This is a genomic window from Streptomyces collinus Tu 365, from assembly GCF_000444875.1.
GTDB lineage: Bacteria > Actinomycetota > Actinomycetes > Streptomycetales > Streptomycetaceae > Streptomyces > Streptomyces collinus_A.
Genome location: NC_021985.1, coordinates 5,236,529 through 5,259,144, shown reverse-complemented (window position 1 = coordinate 5,259,144; position 22,616 = coordinate 5,236,529). Strand labels below are relative to the sequence as shown.

At 73.9% G+C, this 22,616-nt stretch carries 20 protein-coding genes; 7 read left to right on the top strand and 13 right to left on the bottom strand.

Annotated elements, in window-relative coordinates; genetic code table 11:
• Positions 1–32: 32 nt before the first annotated feature.
• Positions 33–1,352, bottom strand: a complete 1,320-nt coding sequence (locus B446_RS23005; protein ID WP_020941822.1) for a DUF6716 putative glycosyltransferase — start codon at positions 1,350–1,352, stop codon at positions 33–35.
• 198 nt (positions 1,353–1,550) lie between these two features.
• Here B446_RS23005 and B446_RS23000 point away from each other — a divergent pair, with 198 nt between their 5' ends.
• The 3 genes from B446_RS23000 to B446_RS22990 all read left to right on the top strand — a co-directional run bounded on the left by B446_RS23000 (position 1,551) and on the right by B446_RS22990 (position 5,292).
• Positions 1,551–2,528, top strand: a complete 978-nt coding sequence (locus tag B446_RS23000; RefSeq protein WP_020941821.1) for a glycosyltransferase family 2 protein — start codon at positions 1,551–1,553, stop codon at positions 2,526–2,528.
• Positions 2,525–3,859, top strand: a complete 1,335-nt coding sequence (locus tag B446_RS22995) for an alpha-2,8-polysialyltransferase family protein (RefSeq protein WP_020941820.1) — start codon at positions 2,525–2,527, stop codon at positions 3,857–3,859. Before B446_RS23000 ends, B446_RS22995 begins: the two co-directional genes overlap by 4 nt.
• A gap of 242 nt (positions 3,860–4,101) precedes the next feature.
• Complete coding sequence (locus tag B446_RS22990; protein ID WP_020941819.1) at positions 4,102–5,292, top strand: acyltransferase family protein; 1,191 nt, start codon at positions 4,102–4,104, stop codon at positions 5,290–5,292.
• A gap of 27 nt (positions 5,293–5,319) precedes the next feature.
• Here the strand turns inward: B446_RS22990 and B446_RS22985 are convergent, their stop codons facing one another.
• The gene (locus B446_RS22985; RefSeq protein WP_020941818.1) at positions 5,320–5,970 is read right to left on the bottom strand and encodes a TetR/AcrR family transcriptional regulator C-terminal domain-containing protein; all 651 of its coding nucleotides are present in this window, start codon (positions 5,968–5,970) and stop codon (positions 5,320–5,322) included.
• A gap of 69 nt (positions 5,971–6,039) precedes the next feature.
• On the opposite strand from B446_RS22985, the gene B446_RS22980 reads away from it, so the two are divergent.
• On the top strand, positions 6,040–7,416 hold the full coding sequence (locus B446_RS22980; RefSeq protein WP_020941817.1) for an FAD-dependent monooxygenase: 1,377 nt from the start codon (positions 6,040–6,042) through the stop codon (positions 7,414–7,416).
• A gap of 60 nt (positions 7,417–7,476) precedes the next feature.
• Here the strand turns inward: B446_RS22980 and leuE are convergent, their stop codons facing one another.
• Positions 7,477–8,136 carry a leucine efflux protein LeuE gene (gene leuE / locus B446_RS22975; protein ID WP_020941816.1) on the bottom strand — a complete coding sequence of 220 codons (660 nt, stop codon included), beginning with the start codon at positions 8,134–8,136 and terminating at the stop codon, positions 7,477–7,479.
• 48 nt (positions 8,137–8,184) lie between these two features.
• Positions 8,185–9,765, bottom strand: a complete 1,581-nt coding sequence (locus tag B446_RS22970; protein ID WP_020941815.1) for an acyl-CoA mutase large subunit family protein — start codon at positions 9,763–9,765, stop codon at positions 8,185–8,187.
• Between the two features lie 82 nt (positions 9,766–9,847).
• Here B446_RS22970 and B446_RS22965 point away from each other — a divergent pair, with 82 nt between their 5' ends.
• The gene (locus B446_RS22965; RefSeq protein WP_020941814.1) at positions 9,848–10,678 is read left to right on the top strand and encodes a L,D-transpeptidase family protein; all 831 of its coding nucleotides are present in this window, start codon (positions 9,848–9,850) and stop codon (positions 10,676–10,678) included.
• Positions 10,679–10,940: 262 nt separating this feature from the next.
• Here the strand turns inward: B446_RS22965 and B446_RS22960 are convergent, their stop codons facing one another.
• The 5 genes from B446_RS22960 to B446_RS40395 all read right to left on the bottom strand — a co-directional run bounded on the left by B446_RS22960 (position 10,941) and on the right by B446_RS40395 (position 15,484).
• On the bottom strand, positions 10,941–12,089 hold the full coding sequence (locus tag B446_RS22960) for a hypothetical protein (RefSeq protein WP_020941813.1): 1,149 nt from the start codon (positions 12,087–12,089) through the stop codon (positions 10,941–10,943).
• Positions 12,089–12,751 (bottom strand): RNA polymerase sigma factor, encoded by a 663-nt coding sequence (locus B446_RS22955; RefSeq protein ID WP_020941812.1) that lies wholly within the window; start codon positions 12,749–12,751, stop codon positions 12,089–12,091. The genes B446_RS22960 and B446_RS22955 overlap by 1 nt, the downstream gene beginning before the upstream one ends.
• Before the next feature lie 299 nt (positions 12,752–13,050).
• The gene (locus B446_RS22950; protein WP_020941811.1) at positions 13,051–13,854 is read right to left on the bottom strand and encodes a hypothetical protein; all 804 of its coding nucleotides are present in this window, start codon (positions 13,852–13,854) and stop codon (positions 13,051–13,053) included.
• Positions 13,855–13,956: 102 nt separating this feature from the next.
• Positions 13,957–14,589: an RNA polymerase sigma factor gene (locus tag B446_RS22945; RefSeq protein WP_020941810.1), complete on the bottom strand. Its 633-nt coding sequence runs from the start codon at positions 14,587–14,589 to the stop codon at positions 13,957–13,959.
• Positions 14,590–14,950: 361 nt separating this feature from the next.
• Positions 14,951–15,484: a hypothetical protein gene (locus B446_RS40395; RefSeq protein WP_020941809.1), complete on the bottom strand. Its 534-nt coding sequence runs from the start codon at positions 15,482–15,484 to the stop codon at positions 14,951–14,953.
• On the opposite strand from B446_RS40395, the gene B446_RS39260 reads away from it, so the two are divergent.
• Positions 15,483–15,635, top strand: a complete 153-nt coding sequence (locus B446_RS39260) for a hypothetical protein (RefSeq protein WP_158506770.1) — start codon at positions 15,483–15,485, stop codon at positions 15,633–15,635. The two genes, B446_RS40395 and B446_RS39260, sit on opposite strands and share 2 nt — an antisense overlap.
• Positions 15,636–15,750: 115 nt before the next feature.
• Positions 15,751–18,354: an FG-GAP-like repeat-containing protein gene (locus tag B446_RS22935; RefSeq protein WP_020941808.1), complete on the top strand. Its 2,604-nt coding sequence runs from the start codon at positions 15,751–15,753 to the stop codon at positions 18,352–18,354.
• A gap of 62 nt (positions 18,355–18,416) precedes the next feature.
• Here B446_RS22935 and B446_RS22930 read toward each other — a convergent pair whose 3' ends face one another.
• The 4 genes from B446_RS22930 to B446_RS22915 form a co-directional block, all read right to left on the bottom strand.
• Positions 18,417–18,803 (bottom strand): hypothetical protein, encoded by a 387-nt coding sequence (locus B446_RS22930; RefSeq protein ID WP_078614780.1) that lies wholly within the window; start codon positions 18,801–18,803, stop codon positions 18,417–18,419.
• A gap of 682 nt (positions 18,804–19,485) precedes the next feature.
• On the bottom strand, positions 19,486–20,043 hold the full coding sequence (locus B446_RS22925) for a hypothetical protein (protein ID WP_043476279.1): 558 nt from the start codon (positions 20,041–20,043) through the stop codon (positions 19,486–19,488).
• A 91-nt stretch (positions 20,044–20,134) separates the two neighbouring features.
• Positions 20,135–20,812: a DUF4328 domain-containing protein gene (locus B446_RS22920; protein ID WP_020941805.1), complete on the bottom strand. Its 678-nt coding sequence runs from the start codon at positions 20,810–20,812 to the stop codon at positions 20,135–20,137.
• A 99-nt stretch (positions 20,813–20,911) separates the two neighbouring features.
• Positions 20,912–22,555 carry a beta-N-acetylhexosaminidase gene (locus B446_RS22915; RefSeq protein ID WP_078614779.1) on the bottom strand — a complete coding sequence of 548 codons (1,644 nt, stop codon included), beginning with the start codon at positions 22,553–22,555 and terminating at the stop codon, positions 20,912–20,914.
• Between the last annotated feature and the right edge of the window lie 61 nt (positions 22,556–22,616).

Genomic DNA, 22,616 nt, shown 5'->3' with positions numbered 1-22,616 from the left:
GTGGTCCACTCCTTGCCGGGGGATCCGGTCGCTCACAGCTCTCCCATTCGTCGGATCACGGGGGCCACGCGCTGCACGCCGTGGCGGTAGGCGCCGCGCGCGGCCCGGCGCACGATCTGGCGGACGGGTCCTGGCTGCTTGTCGGCGGCGGGTGCGCCGGGCAGCGGGGCGCCGTCGGGGCCGAGGTGGTGGCGGGCGAGGATGCCGGGCAGATAGCCGGGCGCGGTCTCGGGTGTGTAGTAGGGGTTCAGGGGCGGCAGGCCGCCCGGCCGGTCCAGCAGCCGGGCGATGCGCTCGCGGGCCGCGTCGAAGGCGGTGGCGTACGAGCCCTCCCCGCCGGGCGCGACGCCCTGCCGGGCCACCCAGGTCGCGTCCGGCGCGGGGCGGTGCCCGGCGTCGAGCTGGTCCCAGGAGGCGAGGCACCCGGAGCCGGTGAAGTGGTGGTTGCCGAGCACCTCGCGCACCCCCAGGTCGGTCAGGACGACCGTCGGGATGCGGCGGTGCAGGGCTTCGAGGGCGGCCGTGGAGCTGACCGTGACCAGCAGGTCGGTGCGGTCCAGCACCTCGCCCATGTGGCCGTACACCAGGCGGAGGTTGGCGGGCAGGTCCTTGCCCTGGACCAGCTTCTGGTAGGGCAGTTCCTCGATGTGCGTGGTGTGCTCGCCGGGCCGGGAGCGCAGTTTCAGCAGCACCTCGCGCTCGGGGTGCCTGCGGGCGTGCTGGATCAGCCGGTCCAGCAGGTAGGTGCGGTCCTTGCGGCTGTCCGGGACGGAGGGCTGGGCGGCGAACACCACGGTGTAGGGGTCGTGTTCGCCGGTGTACGGCTGTCCGCCGAGGAAGGGCAGCGCGACCTCGGTGACGGCCGTGGCGTCGGCGCCCACTCCCTCGTACACGGCGCGGAAACGCTCCGCGTCGGCCCGGGAGTTGGCGAGGACGAGGTCGGCGCCGTGCCGCAGCAGCAGTCCGTCGGCGAGCTTCTCGTAGACGACGCCGACGTAGCCGGTGACGACGACGGGACGCCGGCCGGAGCCGCCCCACGCGTTCCGCAGCCCGTGCAGCATCGCCTGCACCCCGCCGCCGACCAGGGCGAGGACGAGGACGTCGTAGGACTCCTCGGCCATGACGCGCAGGAACTCGGCGCCGGTGACCTCGCGGAGCGAGTCCGGCTGGACGCCGACTTCGGTCAGCTGGCGGGCGGTGGGGGTGGCTCGGCCCCGCAGGAGGTAGCCGTCGAGCCGGAGACCGTCGCCCGTGGGAGTGACGCGCTGCGCGGTGAGCGCGCCCCACTTCCACCGGGTGTCGGAATCCGCGAGGACGGCGACCCGCAGGGACTTCGTTGCACTGACTGGCACGCCGAAGACGCTAGGAAGGCATTCCGAGGTTCCGCCCAACCCGAATGCAACAAACGGTTAACAGCACACCGCCGAATGGCGAATCGGCTCGGGAACGCGCCGGAAAAAGACCTGGTTCACAGCTTCGCCATGCGTCGTTCACTTTGCATCAAGGAGAGCGTCAAGACACATGACGGGCTTCCCCCTAACGTCCCTGACGTGGTCAAGCTCTCCGTCATCGTGCCGTTCTACAACGTGCGGCAATACGCGCCCGACACCCTGAGGAGCCTCGCTGCGAACGCGCGTGAGGACTTCGAATTCATTCTCGTCGACGACTGTTCGCGCGACGGGACACCAGAGATCCTCGCGCGCGCGGAGCGCGAGCTGCCGGGCGCCGTCCTCGTCCGCCACGAGCGGAACGGGGGGCTGGCGACGGCCCGGAACACCGGTATCGACCGGGCACGGGGCCAGTACCTGACGTTCCTGGACGGCGACGACTGGCTCGCCGCCGGCTACTACCCGCGGCTGGTCGCGGCCATGGACGAGCTGGGCTGCGACTTCCTGCGCACGGACCACGTGCAGTGCACGGCACGGGCCAGGACCGTGCACCGGGTGCCGGTCGGCCGGCGCGAGACGGTGCTGGACCCGCGCGCGGCGATCCTGCCCGCCGACCGGTCGACCTCCGTGGACTACGCCTACGCCTGGGCGGGGATCTACCACCGCCGCCTGGTGGACCGGGGCCTGCTGCACTTCACGGACGGGCTGCGCACGGCCGAGGACCGGCCGTGGATCTGGAAACTGCACCGGGAGGCGGAATCCTTCGCCGCGGTGAGCCTGCTCGGTGTGTTCTACCGGCGCGGAGTCGCCTCCTCCCTCACCCAGATCGGCGATGTCCGGCAACTCGATTTCATTCGCGCGTTCGACCAGGTGGTCGCGGAAACCGCCGGGGACCCGGAAGCCGGGGCTCTTCTGCCGAAGGCCGTGCGCACGTATTGCGCCATCATTTCCCATCACCTGGGATCCATCGAAAGGTTCGAGCCGGCGGTGGCGAAGAAGCTGAAATCCCTGAGCGCCGCGGCCCTGCGGCGCATGCCGCAGGACGTGCTGGACGAGGCGCTGGACTCCATGGACCTCCAGCGCGCCACCCGGCTGCGCCGGCTGCGCCGCCGGCCCGCCCCCGCGGGGGTCGCCGCGTGACCACCCAGATCTTCCAGGCGTCGACGCTGTACGGCACGGCCACGCTCGCCGCCGCCCTGGACTCCGGCTGCTTCCGTCCCGCCGACCGCCGGATCCTGCTGGTCTGCAACAACGCGGCCACCCCGGAGACCACGCCGGGCCTGGAGGTGATGCCCGGCTTCGAGCGGCTGCGCGACCGGTTCGACGACGTGCTGTCGTACAACGAGGCGATCTTCCCCTTCCACCCCGGCGGCTGGGCGCCCCGGCCGGACGACCTGCCGCTGTGGGAGCGGTACTTGCGGCACGAGTGGCGCCTCGGCGACGACGACGTCGAGATGGCCGTCGAATCGATCCAGGTCAACCCCTCGCTCGCGCTCGCCCAGATCTTCACCGGCGCCCCGGTCACCGTCTACGCCGACGGCCTGATGAGCTACGGGCCCACCCGGAACAAGATCGACCCGCTGGTCGGCACCCGGGTGGACCGGGTGCTCCACCTCGACCTGGTGCCGGGCCTCGAACCGCTGCTGCTCACCGAGTTCGGCGTCCCGGGGGAGATCGTGCCCACCGCGGCCTTCACCAAGGTGCTGGCCGAACTCGCCCCCCTCGGCGACGGCCTGCCCGAGGCGGAGGAGCCGGCGCTGCTGCTCGGCCAGTACCTGTCCGCGCTGGACATCCTCACCGCCGAGCAGGAGGAGGACCTGCACGTCCGGATGCTCGAGGGGGCCGTCCGGCTCGGGCACCGTACGGTCGTGTTCAAGCCGCATCCCACCGCGCCGGCCCGCTTCACCCGCACCCTGGAGCAGGAGGCCGAGAAGCTCGGGGTGGACCTGACCGTGCTGGACACCCCGGTCCTCGCCGAGGTGCTGTACCAGCGGATGCGTCCGGCGCTGGTCGTCGGCTGCTTCTCCACCGCCCTGCTCACCGCCTCCGCCCTGTACGGCCTGCCCGTCGCCCGGGTCGGCACCGACCTGCTTCTCGAGCGGCTGACGCCGTTCGAGAACAGCAACCGGATCCCGGTCACCGTGGTGGACGCGCTGCTGCCGGAGCTGGGCGACGAGGCCGCGGTCACCGCGCAGCGCCGGGGCACGGACGTCGAGGCGCTCGGCGCGCTGGTGCGTGCCGTCGGCTTCGCGATGCAGCCCAAGATCCTGCCCGGGCTGCGCGCGGAGACCGAGCGGTACCTCGCGGGCAACCACGACCAGCGGACCCTGCGCTACTTCAAGCGCAAGCGCCTGACCTCGCTCGCGCTGCCGGGCGGGATCCCCGCGCAGCTCTCCTTCATCCCGCGCAACGCCACGGTCCGCCGGATGGCCCGCAAGGCGCGCGGTCTGCGCCGGGTCGTGCGCCGCTGATGTCACCTCTTCCTCACCGCTGCGGAGGGCGGCCCCGGCAGGGGCCCGCTCTCCGCGGCGTGCACCGGCACAGCACCGTCCGGATCCGGGCGGCGTCCTCCTGGGTGACCTGCCACGACGCTCGGTGCCCCGGAGGAAGTACGCCGTCTTCGGGAAGCGGACTGGTCGACGGTCCAACCCTTCGCCACGCCGTCCGATTTCGTTCACCCGTACGTCTTTTTCCCGGGTAGGGGCCGGGCACCATGTCTGCTTCCTCTCCCGCCCTCGCCACCGGTCCGGCGTCCGCCGCGCCGGACACGGCCGCCGCTCCCGCCGCCCACGCCTGCGAGCCCGGCCCGGCCGCTCCCGGCCCGGCCCGGGGCCGGCTGCTCGCCCTGGACGGCCTGCGACTCCTGGCCGCCCTGATGGTCTGCCTCTACCACTACGCCGGGCGCGGCGGCACGGTGTCGGCGTCCTGGCACCAGTCGCCCGCGCACCTCTTCCCGGGCCTGTCCCAGGTGGCCGTGTACGGCTGTCTGGGCGTCCAGTTCTTCTTCGTCATCAGCGGTTTCGTGATCTGCATGAGCGGCTGGGGCCGTACGCTCGGCGACTTCGCCCGCTCCCGGGTCGCCCGCCTCTATCCCGCCTACTGGGTCGCGCTGGTGCTGGTCACCGGCGCCGCGCTCGCCCTGCCCGCCGTCGTGCACGCGGTCCGCCCCGACGAGTTCCTGGTCAACCTGACGATGCTCCAGCAGCCCATGGGCGCGCCGCGCGTGCTGGGCGTGTGCTGGACGCTGTGGGCGGAGGTCCGCTTCTACGCGCTGTTCGCCGTGTTCGTCGTCGCACGTGGGGTCACCTACCGCCGGGTGGTGCTGTTCGCCTGCGCGTGGACGCTGGCCGCGGCGGTGTGCCGCACCTCGGGCAACGAGCTGACGGACCAGCTCGTGATGCCGGAGTACGCCCCGTTCTTCGTCGGCGGGCTCGCCCTCTACCTGATCCACCGCTTCGGCGGCGACCTGCTGCTGTGGGGCATCGTGGCCGCTTCCTGGCTGCTCGGCCAGAGCACCGCCACGCGCGGGCTGTGGCACCCGGGCGCGCACGGGGACCTCGTCCGCGACCCGCTGGTCATCCTGCTGGTCGTCACGCTGGCCTTCGCCGCCGTGGCGGCCGTGGCGCTGGGCTGGACCGGCCGGATGAACTGGCCCTGGCTGGCCACGGCCGGCGCGCTGACCTACCCGTTCTACCTGGTCCACGAGCACCTGGGCTGGTTCGCCATCAGGGTGCTGCACCGGGGCCTGGGCCTGCCCGCGTGGCCGACGCTCGGGGCGACGGTGCTGGGCATGCTGCTGCTCGCGTATCTGATGCACCGGTTCGTGGAGAAACCATTCGGCCCGCGCCTGAGGAAGGCACTGAAGAATCCCCGCACACCGGGCGTACAGGCGAAATCACCCTGACGAAAGACGGAAAGCGGAACGACTGAGTCAGGTGATTCCGTAGCGCGCCCGGACACCGGCGACCACCAGCGCGAGGCCCTCCTCGAACTGCCCGTCGTAGTCGTCGAAAAGCACCTTTCCCGCTTCGGCCGCGAGCGGGAACTCCGCGAACCGCCGGGCGCGCTCCTCGATGCCGTACCCCTCCCGGCGCTCCCCCGGGAGGGGCCGCACGCCCTGCTCCTCGGTGACGAACCCGAGGGTGAACAGGGTGGCGGTGCGGGCGGCGTTGACCGCCTGGGGCAGGGTGAGCCCGGCCGCCGTCAGGACGCGCAGGTGCGCCTCCATCTCGCGCCCGTGGTCCGTGCCCGTGAAGCGTGAGCCGCTGAAGACCCTGGCGCCGTCGCGGTAGCCGAGCAGGGCGGCGCGCAGCCCGCGGTTGACCGCGAGCAGCCGCTCCTCCCAGGTGTCCGCGGGATCGAGCGCCGTCCCCGCGACCATCCGCCGGTACATCAGCGTCGCCATCTCGTCGAGCAGCGCCTGCTTGTCCTTGAAGTGCCAGTACAGCGCGGGCGCCTTGACGTCCAGCTCCCTGGCGATGGCGCGCAGGGTCAGGCCGTCCAGGCCGACCTCGTTCAGCAGCCGCAGGGCCGTGTCCGCGACCCGTCCGCGGTCCAGCGGGGTGCGTCGTTCCGTACTCACGCTTGACAGCTTAACAGCGTTAAGGGCAGCCTTGCGGGCGACGGCACTTAACAACGTTAAGGGGAAATCATGCGTGATGTCCTGATCGTGGGAGCCGGTCCCACCGGCCTGGCCCTCGGCGTCGACCTGGCCAGGCGCGGGGTGGACGCCCTGGTCGTGGAGCGGGCGGCGGAGCTGTTCCCGGGCTCACGCGGCAAGGGGATCCAGCCGCGCACCCAGGAGGTCTTCGACGACCTGGGCGTGCTGGACGCGCTCCGCGCGGCCGGCGGCCCCTACCCGGTGCGGATGGTCTGGAAGGACGGCGAACGCGTCGGGGAGCAGCCGATGTTCGACCCCGTGCCGGCCGACGAGGGCGCGCCGTACACCGAGCCGCTGCTGGTGCCGCAGTGGCGGACCCAGGAGATCCTGCACGCGCGACTCGTGGAACTGGGCGGACGGGTCGCCTTCGGACGCGAGGTGACCGCTCTGGAGCAGGACCCCGAGGGCGTCGAGGTGCGGTTCGCCGACGGCACGGCGGTCCGGGCGCGGTACGTGGTGGCGGCGGACGGCGGCCGCTCGGTGGTGCGGCGTGCGGTGGGCGTCGGCATGACCGGGGAGAGCGTCGACCCCAGCCCGTTCGTGGTGGCGGACGTCCGGGTGCGGGGCCTGGACCGGGAGCACTGGCACGCCTTCCCGGGGGCCGACGGCACCGGCCTCATGCTCTGCCCGCTCGCCGGCACCGAGGAGTTCCAGCTCGCCGGGAAGCTGCCGGAGGGCACCGAGCCCGAACCGACCCTCGACGGCGTGCGCAGGCTGGTCGCGGCGTACACGCACCTCGACGCGGACGACGTCACCGAGCTGCGCTGGGCGTCGGACTTCCGGCCGCGCGCCGCGCTAGCCGACCGCTTCCGGGTGGGCCGGGTCCTCCTCGCGGGCGACGCGGCGCACGTGCACTCGCCGGCGGGCGGCCAGGGGCTGAACACCAGCGTCCAGGACGCCTACAACCTGGGCTGGAAGCTGGGCGCGGTGCTGCGCGACGGGGCGTCCGGCGCGCTGCTGGACACCTACGAGGAGGAGCGCCGCCCGAACGCGGCGGCCGTGCTGGGCCTGTCGACGGGCGTGCACCGCGGGCAGGTGCGGCGGGGCGCGGCGACGGTGCAGCTCGCACTGGGGTATCCGGAGTCGTCGCTGAGCGAGGAGCGGCGCGCCGCTCCGGCCGGGGTACGGGCCGGCGGCCGGGCGCCGGACGGCGTGGTGGCCGGCGTCCGGCTGTTCGACGCCTTCCGTGGTCCGCACTGGACGCTGCTGGGCGCGACGACGACCGCCCCGGGGGTGCGCTCACTCCCGGCCGCCCCCGCCTCGTACGGCCCCGGGCTGTTCCTGATCCGCCCGGACGGCTACGTCGGCTGGGCGGGCGACACGGAGACGGGCCTGGACGCGTACCTCACCCGGGTCGGGCTCCGCTGAGGCGTCGAACGACGGGCGCCGCAGCGGCGGTCAGCCGGCGGCCGGGCAGCGGACCGGGTGTCACGTACTGGCCAGCGAGAGCTTCACCGCGAAGCCGAGGAACAGGGCGCCCGCCGCCGAGGTGGCCGTCGCCGACAGGCGCTTGCGGCGGCGGAAGGCGGCGGCGAGGCGGGTGCCGCCGAATATCAGGGCGCTCAGGTACAGGACGCTGGCGAGCTGCGCGAAGGCGCCGAGGACGACGAAGGACAGCGCCGGATAGGCGTAGCCCGGGTCCACGAACTGCACGAAGAAGGCCACGAAGAACAGGATGGCCTTGGGGTTGAAGAGGCTGACGACGAAGGCCCGGCGCAGCGGCCGCTCGACGGCGGCCGCCGTGTCCTCCTCGCTCGCCGCGTTCTCCAGCACCCGCTCCCGCCGCGTCCGCCACATCTCCCGGGCGGCCCGCAGCATCCCGATCGCCAGCCAGGTCAGATAGCCGGCACCGGCGTACTTCACGATGCCGAACAGCACGGCGTTGGCCTGGAGCAGCGAGGCGACCCCGGCGGCGGACAGCGTCATCAGCACGGTGTCGCCGCACCAGACGCCGGCAGCGGCCGTGTAGCCGGCCCGGACCCCGCGCCGGGCGGCCACCGACAGCACGTAGAGGGAGTTGGGACCGGGCAGCAGGACGATCAGGACGAGACCGGCCAGATAGGTGGGGAGATCGATGACGCCGAACATGGCAAGGAGTGTCGCACGGGGGGCCGACAGCGCCTACGGCGCAGGTGCTCAGAACGCGTCGGACGGTACGTACGCCCCCCACACCTCGCGCAGCGCCCCGCACACCTCCCCCACGGTCGCGCGCGCCCGCAGCGCCTCCTTCATCGGATAGAGGACGTTGTCCTCCCCCTCGGCCGCCTTCTTCAGGGCGTCCAGCGCGGTGTCCACCGCCCCCTGGTCCCGTTCGGCCCGCAGCCGGGCGAGCCGCTCCGCCTGCCGGGCCTCGATCGCGGGGTCGACCCGCAGCGGCTCGTAGGGCTCCTCCTCCGCCAGTTCGAACCGGTTGACGCCGACGACCACCCGCTCGGCCGCGTCCGTCTCCAGCGCGATGCGGTACGCGTTCCGCTCGATCTCCGCCTTCTGGAAACCGCGCTCGATCGCCGCCTCCGCGCCGCCGAGGTCCTCGACCTTGCCCATCAGCTCCAGGGCGGCCGCCTCGACGTCGTCCGTCATCCGCTCCACCGCGTAGGAACCCGCGAACGGGTCCACCGTCGCCGGCACGTCCGTCTCGTACGCCAGCACCTGCTGGGTGCGCAGCGCGAGCCGCGCGCTCTTGTCCGTCGGCAGCGCGATGGCCTCGTCGAAGGAGTTGGTGTGCAGGGACTGAGTGCCGCCGAGCACGGCGGCGAGCGCCTGGACGGCGACCCGGACGAGGTTCACCTCCGGCTGCTGGGCGGTCAGCTGCACGCCCGCCGTCTGGGTGTGGAACCGCAGCATCCACGACTTGGGGTTCTTCGCGCCGAACTCCTCCCGCATCACGCGCGCCCAGATCCTGCGCGCCGCGCGGAACTTGGCGACCTCCTCCAGCAGCGTGGTGCGCGCCACGAAGAAGAAGGACAGGCGGGGGGCGAAGGCGTCCACGTCCATGCCCGCCGCCACCGCCGTACGGACGTACTCGATGCCGTCGGCGAGCGTGAAGGCGATCTCCTGCACGGGGGACGCGCCCGCCTCCGCCATGTGGTACCCGGAGATCGAGATGGTGTTCCACTTCGGGATCTCGGCGGTGCAGTACTTGAAGATGTCGGCGGTGAGCCGCAGGGAGGGCCCCGGCGGGAAGATGTACGTGCCCCGCGCGATGTACTCCTTGAGGACGTCGTTCTGGACGGTTCCGGTCAGCCGGTCCGCCGGTACGCCCTGTTCCTCCGCCACGAGCTGGTAGAGCAGGAGCAGCAGCGCGGCCGGGGCGTTGATCGTCATCGAGGTGGAGACCCGGTCGAGCGGGATGCCGTCGAACAGCACCCGCATGTCCTCGATCGAGTCGATCGCCACACCCACCTTGCCGACCTCGCCGTGCGCGAGGGGCGCGTCGGAGTCGTGGCCCATCTGGGTGGGCAGGTCGAAGGCGACGGACAGGCCGGTGGTGCCGTGCGCGATGAGCTGCCGGTAGCGGGCGTTGGACTCCGCGGCGGTGCCGAAGCCGGCGTACTGGCGCATGGTCCAGGGGCGGCCGGTGTACATCGTCGGGTACACCCCGCGGGTGTACGGGTACGCGCCCGGCTCGCCGAGCTTGCCTTCCGGGTCCCAGCCGGTCAGGTCGCCCGGCCCGTAGACCGGCTCGACCGGCAGCCCCGACTCCGACTCACGCGTCATGGATGCCTCCGGAAGTACGGTTTGTCACCTCCTCACCATGCCCCGTAGTTCGGCGGCGGTCACGCGGGGAAGCATCCCCGGCATGAGGCTCCCGGTCAGACCCGCCGCCGTACTCGTCTCGGTCGCCGCCCTCGCCGCGCTCAGCGGCTGCACCGTGCAGCCCCCGGACGGGGACGGCAAGCAGCGCTCGCCGGTGCGCGTCCTGCTGCCCTCCGGCACGGCCCCGGCCCCCGCCGGGACGCGGGCGCACCGGCCGGCCGCACAGCCCGCCCGGCCCTCGGGCCCGGTCCTGTGGTCGCGCGGGGACAGCGGCATGGGGGTGCGCGAGCTGCAGGCCCGGCTGCGCCAGGTCGACTGGCTGTTCGACGGTCCGACGGGCAGTTACGACGACCTGACCGAGCGGGCCGTCGCCGGCTTCCAGGGCAAGCGCGGGCTGCCCCGTACGGGCGAGCTGGACACGGCCACCTGGCGGCGGCTGCTGGCCATGACGCACCGGCCGGGCCGGTGGGAGCTGTACCTGATGGGCGGTCAGCCGGCCGACCCGCCCGACCCGCGCTGCCTGACCGGGCGGGTGCTGTGCATCAGCAAGACCAGCCGGACGCTGCGCTGGATGGTCGACGGGCGCACGGTCGAGACGATGTCCGTCCGCTTCGGCGCCCAGTACAGCCCGACCCGCGAGGGGGTGTTCCGCGTGTACTGGAAGTCACGGCACCACGTGTCGACGCTCTACCACTCCCCCATGCCGTACGCGATGTTCTTCAGTGGGGGCCAGGCGGTGCACTACTCCTACGACTTCGCGGCACGCGGGTACGCGGGCGGTTCGCACGGATGCGTCAACGTGCGCGACGAGGCGGCGATCTCGGAGCTGTTCGCCCAGGTGAGGGTGGGCGACAAGGTCGTCGTCCACTGGTGAGGGACGCGAGGAACGCGCAGAGGTGAGGGATTTGGGGCGCGGGCGGGACCGGGGGAACGTGTCCCGCCCGCGCCAGGTGCACGAGCCGTGGGTACGGGGGGAACCCCGGCTCAGTGCGACGGCCGATGACCAGTCGGCTCACTCATTACTGCGTCGCGGTCCCCGGAAACGTCACACCCTCCGGGAAAAAAGTTTCCGGGTCGGACAGAAGCACAGGTCAGCGGCGTGATTCGAGGTCCGGGCGGGCGCGGCGGACGAAGGGTCAGAGCGCGCTGTAGGACGGGCTCGGTGAGGCGGCGGGCGTGCCCGGCCGGCGGCCGGGGGTCACGGGCGCGAAGGCGGAGGGGGCGGGAGAGACGACGCTCCCGCGGTGACGGCCGCCGTGACCGCCCTGGTCGCGGCCGTGGCCCCGGCCCGGGTGAGCGTCGTCGTCGCCCTGTCCGTTGCCGTCGCCGTTGCCTCCCCCCTCGCCGTCTCCTTTGCCGTTCCCGTTCCCTTTGCCGTTCCCGCCCCCTTTGCCGTTCCCGTTCCCGTTCCCGTTGCCGGTGTCGCCGCCCTGGCCCTTGTCCTGACCGGCGGAGCCGTTCTGCTCGGCGAGGACGGCCCGGCAGTACCGGGTGACCCGTACGGGGCCGCCCGCCAGGCTCTCCAGGGCCCGCCTGCGGTCGCCGCCCAGCTCCTTGCCGTCGCGCAGGTCGCGGCAGGCCGCGGCGGCCTCCCGCCGCCAGGTGCCGGCGGCGGACGGGTCGCCGGACCCGGGCGTCACCTGCCCGCCGGCGTCCCGGCCGGGTCCGGCGGCCGTGCCCGAGGGGCTGCCGCCGGAGGACGGGGCGAGGCTGCCGTCGGGGGTGCCCGGCACGAGGCCCAGCGGGGGCCGCGGCGAGGAGGTGTCGGTCGGGCGGTCCGAGGACTGCGCGGTGGAGACGGAGGTGACCGGTTTCGGGTGTTCGTCGCGGAACGGATTGGGCAGCACGCCGCCGCCCGCGGCCATCGCGACCCCGCCGAGGGTGCCCGCGGCCACCACGGCGGCGAGCGCGAAGCGCACCGGACGGGCCCAGGCCGGGCGCCGGGAGCGGGTTCCGCTACGGGCCGGGCGGCCGATCCGGACCAGCCCGCTGTCCGCGTCGCGCGCGTCCGCACCGGAGCCCGCGCCGGTGCCCGCGGTGCCGAAGGCGGCGGCGGCCCGCTCGGCCTCTGCCTCCTCGCGGACCTTGCGGAACGCGGCCAGCGCACCCTGCTCACCGGGGAGTTCACCGGTCGCGGGGGCCGCGCCGGCGGAGAGCGCGGCCAGTGCCTCGGCGAGCTTGCGGGCCTGGTCAGGGGCGGAGCTGTCGACGGCTTCCAGCGACTCACCGCGCAGCAGACGTTCCGCCATGTCACCGGTAAGCCACTTGTCCTGCTCGTCGGCCATCACATGTCCTTCTGCGTCCGCGCACGTGTATGCGTCACAGTGGCGGACGTCACCGCGCGACGGCGCGGTTCTCGCTGGGGCGGGAGGGCGTCGAGGCCGCTTCCCGATTCCGGATCGTCGCCGAGCAGCTCTGCCAGCCGCTTCAGGCCACGGTGTGCCGCGGTGCGCACGGCTCCCGCGCGCTTGCCGAGCGTCTCGGCGGCGGACTTGGCGTCGAGGCCCACGACCACGCGGAGCACGACCGCCTCGGCCTGGTCCTGCGGGAGCCGCGCGATGAGCGACAGGGTGCTGTCGGTGGTCAGGGCCTCGATGGCCTCGCCGGCCGTGTCGGACTCGGCGGCCCGGCCGGTCAGCTCCGTCTCGTCGCCGCCTATCGCGGGGCGGCGGCCGCGCATCCGTATGTGGTCGAGGGCCCGGTTGCGGGCGATCCGGGCGGCCCAGCCGCGGAACCGGTCCGCGTCGCCGCTGAACCGTTCGAGGTCCCGGGCTATCTGGAGCCACGCCTCGGAGGCCACGTCCTCGGCGTCCGGGTCGCCGACCAGCGTGCGCACGTATCCGAGCAGCCTCGGGTGCACCGCGCGGTACACCGTACGGAACGCGGTCTCGTCCCCGCCCTGTGCCGCACGCACCGCGGCGGTCAGCTCCGCGTCGTCCCCCAGCACCGCACTCCCTTTACGCCTGTGTTCGGTCCGGCGCGAAAGGCACGTTACGGCGTGAAACCGCTCTTCGTCCATGTCTGTAGAAGATGCAACTAACTCGTGACTCAGTGCGGGAGGACAGGGTGTGACAGAAAACGCACTCATGGCGCTGTAGGAAGTACGGGCCGCCGAGCGGTCCGCGAGCGCGACGGCCGGGGCCTCTCCTGTGGGGGGTGGCGGCCCCGGCCGTTGCCCCGGTCCCAGGACCACGGCCCCGATTCGCCCGGAATCCGCCGACCCCCGGCGGGGGTGAGTGCCCGGGTTCACTTCTTCGCGCCGGCCCTGCCGTTCCCGCCGCTCTTGGCGTTGTCGCCGCCGGAGCTCCTGCCGTGGCCGCTGTCGCCGGTGCTGCCGTTGCCGCTGTTTCCGGCGTGACCGCTGTTTCCGCTGTTGCCGCCGCTGTGCGTGGCGTTGCCCTTGCCCGCTCCGGGCGTGGCCGCCCGCGCGAGCAGTCCGGCGCAGTAGGCCGGGACGTTCGCCTCGCCACCGGCTGCCGTGACCAGCCGCTGCCGTGCCGTCGAGGCGAGCGCCTTGCCGTGGCCCTTCACGTGCTCGTAGGCGCGGCAGTGCGCCAGGGTGTCCTTGGCGGTGGCCGGGTGGTCCCGGCGTGCCGACGGGGTTCCCGACGCGGACGCGTGCGGCGCCGCGCCGGGCCGCTGCGGCGCGCCGGCCGACGGACGGGCCGGGTGCCGGTCGCCGCCCTGCTCGCCGGACCCGGCGGAGCCGATCGCCGCGAAGGCGACGCCGCCCATCGTCAGGCTCGCGACGAGCACGGAGAGCGCGGCCTTCGGCGAGAGCCGTCCGAACCACCGCGTCCGGGGCCGCCAGTCGTCCCGGCGCCGGGTCCTGGAGCCGAGCGCGCCGGAGTCCCGGGCGGTGCGGAACGCGGCGACGGCACGCTCCTCGGCCCCCGCGTCGCAGGCGTCGGGGCGCAGCGCGGCGGCGAACCGGGCCTCGAAGTCGGCGCCGGCGGCCCCGCCGCCGGGCGGGAGAGGTCCGTCGACGAGGCCGGCCGGGTGCGCGTGCCGGCGCCGGGGCGGCCCGTCGCCGCTGTGCCGTTCACCCATGTCCGTTCCCGTTCCTGGTCCGTCCGGCCCGGCCGCCCGGATCCGCCGGGCGCCTCGCTCCACCGGTTCCCGTGGAGGTATACGGCCGGTGGCCGTCGCCGTTCATTTCGACTCCCCCAGCGTCCGGGGGCCGTCATCCGTCACACCCGCGTCCGCGGCGTCCTGCGCGCCCAGCTGCCGGGCGAGCCGTTTCAGCCCTCGGTAGGCGGCCGTGCGCACCGCGCCGGGACGCTTGCCGAGGACCCGGGCGACGGCGGGGCCGTCGAGGCCGACCACCACCCGCAGCAGGACCGCCTCGGCCTGGTCGCGGGGCAGCCCGCGCAGCAGGGCCAGGGCGCGCTCGGTCGACAGGGACTCCAGCGCCTGCTCGTACGTGCTGTGCGGGCCGGGCAGTTCCAGTACGTCCTGTTCGAGCGCCGTGCCCCGGGGCCGTACCCGCTGCCGGCGCAGGTGGTCCAGGGCCCGGTGGCGGGCGATGGTCGCGGTCCAGCCGCGGAAGCCGGCGCCGTCGCCCTTGAACCGGCCGAGGTCGCGGGCTATCTCCAGCCAGGCGTCGGAGGCCACGTCCTCCGCGTCCTCGCCGACGAGCCCGCGCAGATAGCCGAGCAGGCCCGGCTGCACGATCCGGTAGGCCACCGCGAAAGCGCTCTCGTCCCCGTCCTGGGCCCGCGCGACGGCCGCGCCCAGCTCCCCGTCGCGCGCCTGCTGGCGACGGGGCTCTCGTCCCTGGCCCAAGAACCGTCCTCGTCCGTACCGGCGGCACGGGCCCGGGCCCGTGCCCACGTCGACTCGGCATGGTGTGACACGGCCGTCCGTGTCGCATGCCCCACGCTGATCAGCGCCGGGACGCACGGATGTGTCACAGCCGCGGGCACACGGCTGCCCGTGCCGCTGCCGCTGCCGCTGTCAGTGCCGCCTCCTACGCTGCCCCGCACCGGCCGACAAGCACGGAGCACCCGGCCGCGCTCGGGGCAGGTGCACGGTCCTGTACACGGACGGCGAGCCGACGCACATCGGGTACTGGGGGGTCACGGCGGACTAGGGCCTGTCGCGAAAGTGGCCTCGTCGCCCGAAGGGCGGCCGGGCGGCGTGCGGCTCAGTCGCTCAGGCCCAGCACCCGCGGGTCGTCGCCGGGGAAGTTCCCGGGCATGCCCGGGACGTCGATGGTGCGCCCGTACACGCCGGCCAGGAACGCTACGGCGCCGACCGGGAACTCGAACCATTCGGCGTTGTCCGTGCGGACGACCACCGGCCACGCGTCCGGGTCCGTGGGGCCGGTCCGCCAGTAGAAGGCGTCCCCCGCGTTGGACTCCGCCCAGGAGATCAGGCCGCCCGGCCGGGGATAGGGCACGTAGTCCTCGGTGTCGCCCATCTCGTACAGGTCCTGGAGGATCTCGTCCTCCCGGCACGCGGCTCCCCACGACGCCTCGGCACCCGGCGCCGGGGCGGACACCACGAGGAAGTCGTCGACGACCAGGACCGGATAGGCCTCCGCCAGAGCGCGGAAGTCGGAGGGCAGCGCCGTCCCGAGCGCCGCTTCGAGGACGGCCCAGTCCACGTCGCGCCCGCCGGGCACACGCCACCGTGTCATCGCCGGAAGCGCGGCCTCCAGCGCTTCGATGCTCGTCATGTCGTCCGCCGATCCCTGGCTGTGGCTGTGGCTGAGCGACCTTAGCGGTGCGCGTGAACCGCTCCCCGCCGCGGACGGCTCCGGAGCCGTGACGGCGGACCGCCGGGTGACGTTCGGTCAGGTGCGTGCGCTGTCCAAGTGGCGCCCGTGACTTCTGGTGCCGTCGTGATTCTTGTCTAGGGGTGGGGTAGTTGAGTCCTCGCAGGTCCCGTGCGTACAGGCCGATCGGTCTGAGGAGACGGGCGTGGCTGACCGCCGGTGCGGTCGTGCTGAGCGGAGCCGGCATCGTCACGTACGCGATGGCGGACCCGGGGGCGCGGTCCGGCGGCGGACAGGGCCGGGCGCCGGCGGTCCACACGCTGAAGCTGGAGAACCGGGGCTCGGGCCGCCGGGGCCTCGGGCAGAAGGGCACCGCCCGGTTCAGCGCCGTCCTGCTGACCTGGAACGACGCCGACGCCGAGGCCGAGGGCACGCCGGAGGTGCGCACCCGGGACCGGGAGAGCGGCACATGGTCCGGCTGGCGGAAGCTGCCGGACGACCCGTACCAGGCCGACGGCGCGGAGGCCGCGCGGGCCGGGACCGCCGTGCGCGGCGGTACGGCCTCGCTGTGGACCGGCGACTCCGACGGCGTCCAGGTGCGCGTGGTGAAGGCCGACGGCACCGAGGCGGGCGGCCAGCCGTCCGGCATGGACGTCAAGCTGCTGGACCCGGGCACGGACCCGGCGAGCGGCCCGCGGCCGGCCGCGTTCGTGGCGGAGACGACCACACCCGGGCCGGCCGGCTCCCCGGCGTCGGACACACCCGCGCCGACGGACTCCGCGCCCTCCGGGTCGCCCGAGCCCACCGACACGGAGTCGGCCCCGGAGTCGGTGTCCGCCTCCCCCTCGGTGTCCGGCTCCGTCTCACCGTCCCCGTCCAGCACGGTCCCGGCCCCCGTCCCGTCCACGGTCGCCAAGCCGCCGATCATCACGCAGGCCGAATGGGGCGCCTCCACCGACTACGACGGCACGCCGAGCTACGGCACCACGATCAAGGCGGCCGTCATCCACCACACCGGCGTCGACAGCGACAACACGCTGTCGTGCGCCGACTCGCGGGCCCGGATGCGGACCATCCAGCAGGAGCACTTCTCCCGCGGCTACTACGACATCGGCTACAACTTCGTCGTCGACCGCTGCGGGCAGATCTTCGAGGGCCGCAGCGGCGGCATGGACCTGCCGGTGGTCGGCGCGCACGACATCGGGTTCAACACCGACACGGTCGGCATCTCCTACATCGGCAACTACATGAGCGCGCGGCCGTCGCGGGCCGCCCTCGACTCGATCGCCCGGGTCGTGGCCTGGAAGTTCGGGATGTACGGCGTCGACCCGGCCGGCAAGGTCACGCTGACCTCCGGCAGCCCCCAGGGCCAGGACGGCAACCTGGTCGACAAGGGCCGGCAGATCACCCTGCCCCGGGTCTTCGGGCACCGCGACACCAACGCCACGGCCTGCCCCGGCGACAACCTCTACAAGAAGCTGCCGCTGATCGCCACGCTCGCGAGGACGCCGGGCGTCTCGCACGCGCTGCCCACCTCGGACGTCGACCGGGACGGCCTGCCCGACCTGGTGGCCGGCACCCCGAAGGCGAACTCGGTGACGGTCGTGCCGGGCGGCACCGCCGGACCGGCCGTCTCCCGGAAGGTCACGCTCACCCAGAGCAGCCCGGGCGTGCCCGGCACCTCCGAGACCGGTGACGGTTTCGGCGCCGCGACCGCCTGGGGCGACGTCAACGGCGACGGCTACGCCGACCTCGTGGTCGGCGCGCCCGGCGAGGACGACACCAGCGGCCACGCCGACCGGGGCGCGGTGACCGTGCTCTACGGGCCGGCGCTGAACTCCGGCTACTCCTACACCACCTCCGGGGGTGTCACCTCGACCGGCGCCGGGCTCGGCTCGACCGTCGCGGTCGGCGACTTCGACGGGGACGGCAAGGCGGACGTGTTCGCGGCCGGCACCGGCAAGGGCGGCAACTGGAACGCCCGGCTCACCGGCGGTGCCACCGCCGCCGGCACACTGACCACGGCCACCGGCGCGGTCGCCCACCTGGACGCGGCGACCGGCGACTTCAACCGCGACGGCTACGCCGACGTGGCGCTCGACTACCGGGACGCGGGCGGTACCGGACGTGTGGTCAGGTTCGCGGGCTCGGCGAGCGGTCTGGCCAAGGTGGGCGTCATCTCGGTCAAGGGCGGCCGCGCCGTCGCCGCGGGCGACGTGGACGCCGACGGCTACGACGACATCGTCATCGGGCAGCCGTACGCGAGCGAGTCCGGCGGCCGGCCGGGCGGCCAGGTCACCCTGGTGCGCGGCTCGGCGACCGGCTTCACCACGACCGGCATGACCACCGTCCACCAGGACACCGCGGGCGTCCCCGGCGCCGACGAGTCCGGCGACGCGCTCGGCGCCTCCGTCTCGCTCGGCGACTACGACGGCGACGGGTATCCCGACGTGCTCGCGGGCCTGCCCGGCGAGGACATCACCCGGTCCGGCGCGAACCGCTCGAACGCGGGCTCCGCGCTGCTGGTCAAGGGCGGCGCCGGCGGTCTGACCGGTTCCGGCGCGATCGCCGTCTCGCAGGACACCTCCGGTGTGCCCGGCGCCACCGAGTCCGGCGACACGTTCGGTTCCTCGGTGTCGCTGACCGACCTGTCCGGCTACGGGCGCGCCGATCTGACGTTCGGTGTCGCGGGCGAGGACGGCGGCGACGGCATCCTGATGTACCTGCCGAGCACCAGCACGGGGCTCGGCTACGCCCAGACGTCGGTGCTGAGCGGGAAGACGCTCGGGACACCGGCCGCCGCGGCGCTGGGCACGGCCCTGACACCGTGACCGCGCGCTGATCCGTCCGGCCGGGGCCCGTTCTCGCGCGAGGGGGCCCGGCCGGACGGGTGTCAGCCGGAGGCGGACGCGTCCCGGCACAGCAGGCGCAGCGAACCCTGGCCGGCGTAGCACCGGCGGGCCTCGTCGAAGGGGTCCCAGAGCCTGCCGTCGGGCGTGCGCAGCCAGTGGTCGCCGCCGCTCGCCCACCACTCGGCGCCGGTCTGGCGGACCACGACCTCGCCGGCGTAGGCGGCGAAGCCGCGCAGCACGCTCTCGACGGCCGCGTAGGGCGGTCCCTCGCGGCTTATCTCCTCGATCAGCCGGTCCACCCGCCACAGACTCTGCGCCGAGTAGTCGAGGCGCAGCCGGGCACCCTCGCGCATGGTGGCCACCGCGTCCGCCGCCCACCGCACGGGCTTCGCCGCGGCGTGCGGCCTGGTCTCCTGGTGTGCTGTCACATACTGCGCTGTCACATAGGAAAGAGCGGCCGGAACCGCCCATCCGTCACCCGCATCCGCCCCGTCCCGCCAACCGGCGCAGGACCGCCCCACCACCCCCGCACGACAGGCACAGGACTCCCCCGCGAGCGGGGTTTGGACCGGGACACTCCCGCGAACGGGGGGGTCGCCGGGGCACTTCCGCGAACGGGTCGGACGCCGGGCCGCCGCCGCGAACGGCGCGGAGCCGGGGCCGGCGGCGTACGAGGTCCAGGCGCGGCAGACAAGCAGCGGGCAGGCCCGGGAGTGAGGCACACCCGCGAACAGCCCCGAGGGCGGGGTCGGCCGCCAACCGGTGAGGGGCCGGGACCGGGGGCCCGGCACGAACGGGACGGGGCCGGGGGCACCCGCGACCGGTGCGGTCCGGGACCGGGCGGCACCCGCCGACCGCTCCGCGACCAGACGTCCGCGAGCGGTGCAGGCCGGGGACAGCCCGCCGCCAAGGGGCCGGCGATCACCCGCGAAGGGGGCCGGGGCACCCGGCGGCACCCGGCAACCGCCCCGCGACCGGGACGTCCTGAGCGCTGCCGGCCGGGGTCGGCCCGCCGCCCGGAGGACGGCGATCACCCGCGAAGGGGGCCGGGCACCCGGCGACCGATCCGCAAGCGAGACGTGCGTGAGTGCTGCTGAGGCCCCGCCGGGGTCAGCCGCGGCTTCGGGCGCGGCGGGAGACCACCGCGCGGAGCACGCGGCGGCCCTCGACGGAGACGTCCAGCGCGCCGCGCAGGCCGTTCGTGCCGTGTTCGGCGAGCAGTTCGAGGACGGCGACCTGGCGCCGCAGCTCGGCGGCGACCAGCGGGGAGGTGTCCTCGGTGCCGCCCGCCCGGCCGGCCTCCAGCGCCTCGGGCGACGGGGTCTCGCCGGGAGCGGGATCAAGGAGCCGGTGGATGTGCAGGGAGGCGACGGAGCAGGCGTCGGCCCAGTCCCTTACCGCCTCGGCGGTGCGTTCGGCCGGGGCCGCGTCCAGCATGCGGCGGGCGAGCGCCGCCGCCTCGTCCTCGCCGGCCCCGTCCGGGCCGAGCGCGCCCCGGGCCTTCTCCAGGCCGCCGGCCCACGCGGAGCCGTCGGCGAGGCTCGCCCAGAGCGGGCGCAGCACTTCGTCGTCACCGCCCAGCAAAGGCACGCACCGATCCAAACAAGCCAGCCCGCTCGCGGCCAGGCCGCGCTCGTCGGCCTGCGCGATCAGTTCAATCAGGCTCATGAAAGCCTCCCTCGCCAGGGCGCCGCCTTTACGGAGCCCGCACTTCCCCTTACTGCGTGCGACGGCGAGAGACTGTCACAGCAGAGCGTTTTCAGCCAAGAGCCGGGACAAGGATCTGCGGGGAGAGCGCCTTGCGGTGCTGCATGCGGGTCAGCCGCAGCACGAGGAGCAGGGCGAGCACGGCGGCCGCCAGGTCGGCGGTGTCGACGGCCATCGACTCGACCGCGGCGGTCCGGAACTGCGCCGCGGTGTGCGCGGAGTCGTAGTCGTCCGAGATGAGCACCTGGGCCGTGGTCGACACCAGCCACAGCGCCCACCAGGCGTTGACGAGACCGTGCCGGGCCGGCCCCTCGCCCGGCCGGCTGGCGTCCCAGATGTCCAGGACGACCCGGCGCGGGTACCAGAGGTTCGCCAGGGGGACGATCCAGCCCGCTATCACCCACGCGCGCGCCTTGCTGTGCCCGTGGGGGCTGAACACCTCGGCGTTCACCCGCAGCCGGTACAGCCAGCACAGGAACACCACCCCGCAGGCCAGCCACAGCAGCGTCTGCGCGACCCCGGACAGCACGTACAGGGTGTCCGCGCGGTGCGCGGCCCCGGACGGCGCCCCCGTCCCGATGAGCGGGGCACCCGCCGCGAGGCCGTCCGCCCTCCGGCGGACCTCGAGACCGGCCCCGACGGCGCACGCGTCGCCGAGCACGACCAGACCGAGCAGCGTGACCGTGGCCTGGCCCAGCCCCAGCGGTGAGCGCAGACGTGCGACGGACATGATGGTGACCCCCCGTGTTCCCGTGTGTGCGGCACGCGGAAGATACGGCCCGTCACGCCCGCGCGTCCACCACGGGCCCGCGGGACCCGGCCGCGGGACTCAGCCCAGCCGGTCCGCCAGCGCCTTGAACTGCGTCCAGGACAGCGCGGGCGCGCCCGGGTCCCACAGCTTCTGCACGGTGGCCCTGAGCGGCATCCGGATCCCGGCGGCGACCTGCGCCTCGGTCTGGGCGTTGGGGAAGTCGGACCAGACCGCGAACACCCCGCCGAGGATCTGCGGGTCGTAGCGGGCCGGAACGGGGGTCGTGCCGCGCAGCACCCGGGGGGTCCACTGCTCGTAGATGCGCTGCCCGGTCGGGTAGACGAAGGTCTGCGGCTGCCCCAGGACGTAGTACAGGAACTCGTCGTTGTAGTTGATCACCTTGCGGCCGGCGCTCAGGTACTCGAGCGGCTGCCGGGCGCCGATCTCCTTGCCGGTCCAGTAGGCGACCTGGAGGTCCCTGGCGGGCTGCACGGAGGTGTTCCGGAAGAAGCCGTCGTTCCAGGCCCGCATGGTGCGGTGGTGGGCGCGCACGGTGGCGGCGCGGTCGTTCAGCCAGCCGGCGGCGAGGTCGGAGACCGTCGCGCCGGAGCCGTACTTCCGCCGGGCGGCCGCGGCGAGCTGCGGGAAGGACGCCTGCGGGTCGGAGACCGTCAGCGCCTGGTACTCGTCGCCGCCGAGGTGCCACTTGCCGCCGGGGAAGACCCCGGCGTACTCGTTCAGCAGGTCGTCGACGATCTTCGCGGAGCCGGCCTTGGAGATGTCGATCGCGCCCCGCGTCGCGACCCCGTTCACGTTGCGCAGCTGCAGGTCGGGGTGGGCGGCGATGACCGCGCCCAGGTGGCCGGGCGAGTCGATCTCGGGCACGACGGTGATGTGCCGGGCGGCGGCGAGGTCGACGATCTGTTTGACCTGCGCCTTGGTCAGGTGGTCCTTGGAGACGATCTCCGGGTGGCTGCTGGACTCGATCCGGAAGGCCTGGTCGTCGGAGAAGTGCAGTCCCAGTTCGTTGAACTTCAGGTCCCCCAGCTCGCGGACCCGGTCCTCTATCCAGGACGCGGAGTACGGCTTGCGCGCGATGTCCAGCATGAAGCCGCGCACCGGCTTGGCGGGTGCGTCGCGGACCACGCCCTCCGGGGCGGTGCCGCCGCCGTGGACCTCCTGCTTGAGGGTGCGGGTGCCGTAGAAGACGCCCGCGTCGCCCGGCCCGCTGATGTCGACCCGGCCGCCCTTGACGGTCATGGAGTACGACTCCTGGTCGCCGCCGCCGCCCAGCGCGAGCCGGAGGTCACCGGCCTTCGCGTCGTTCTTCCGTCCCGCGTACGACAGGCCCAGCTCGCCGGCTATCAGCCGCCCCTCGTCGGCCAGCCGCGGGTCGCTCACCACCACCCGCTCGCCGTGCCGCGGCTGCCAGCCGGGGCCGCGCGCGGCGGTGTGCGAGCGCACCGCGGGTATGGTCCGCGGCGCCTGGGAGAGCGGATAGGTGCGGGTGGGCGTGGGACTGCTCGGCGCGGCGGCGCGGCCGGTGGCTCTGGAGGCCGGGGAGGTCCGCGCGACGTCGGCGCCGGGTCTCGCGCCACCGTCCGCCGAGGCCCACACGCCGACGCCCACGCCGAGCGCGACGGTCCCCGCGAAGGCGGCGGCCACGACCGCCCGCCTCCGCCTCACCTGCTGCGCCGACGCCCGGCGCCTGTGCTGGGTCACTCAGCCAACGTACGACCGATCGACCGGACACCCGTCATCGAGCCGTTCTGAAACTCTCCCG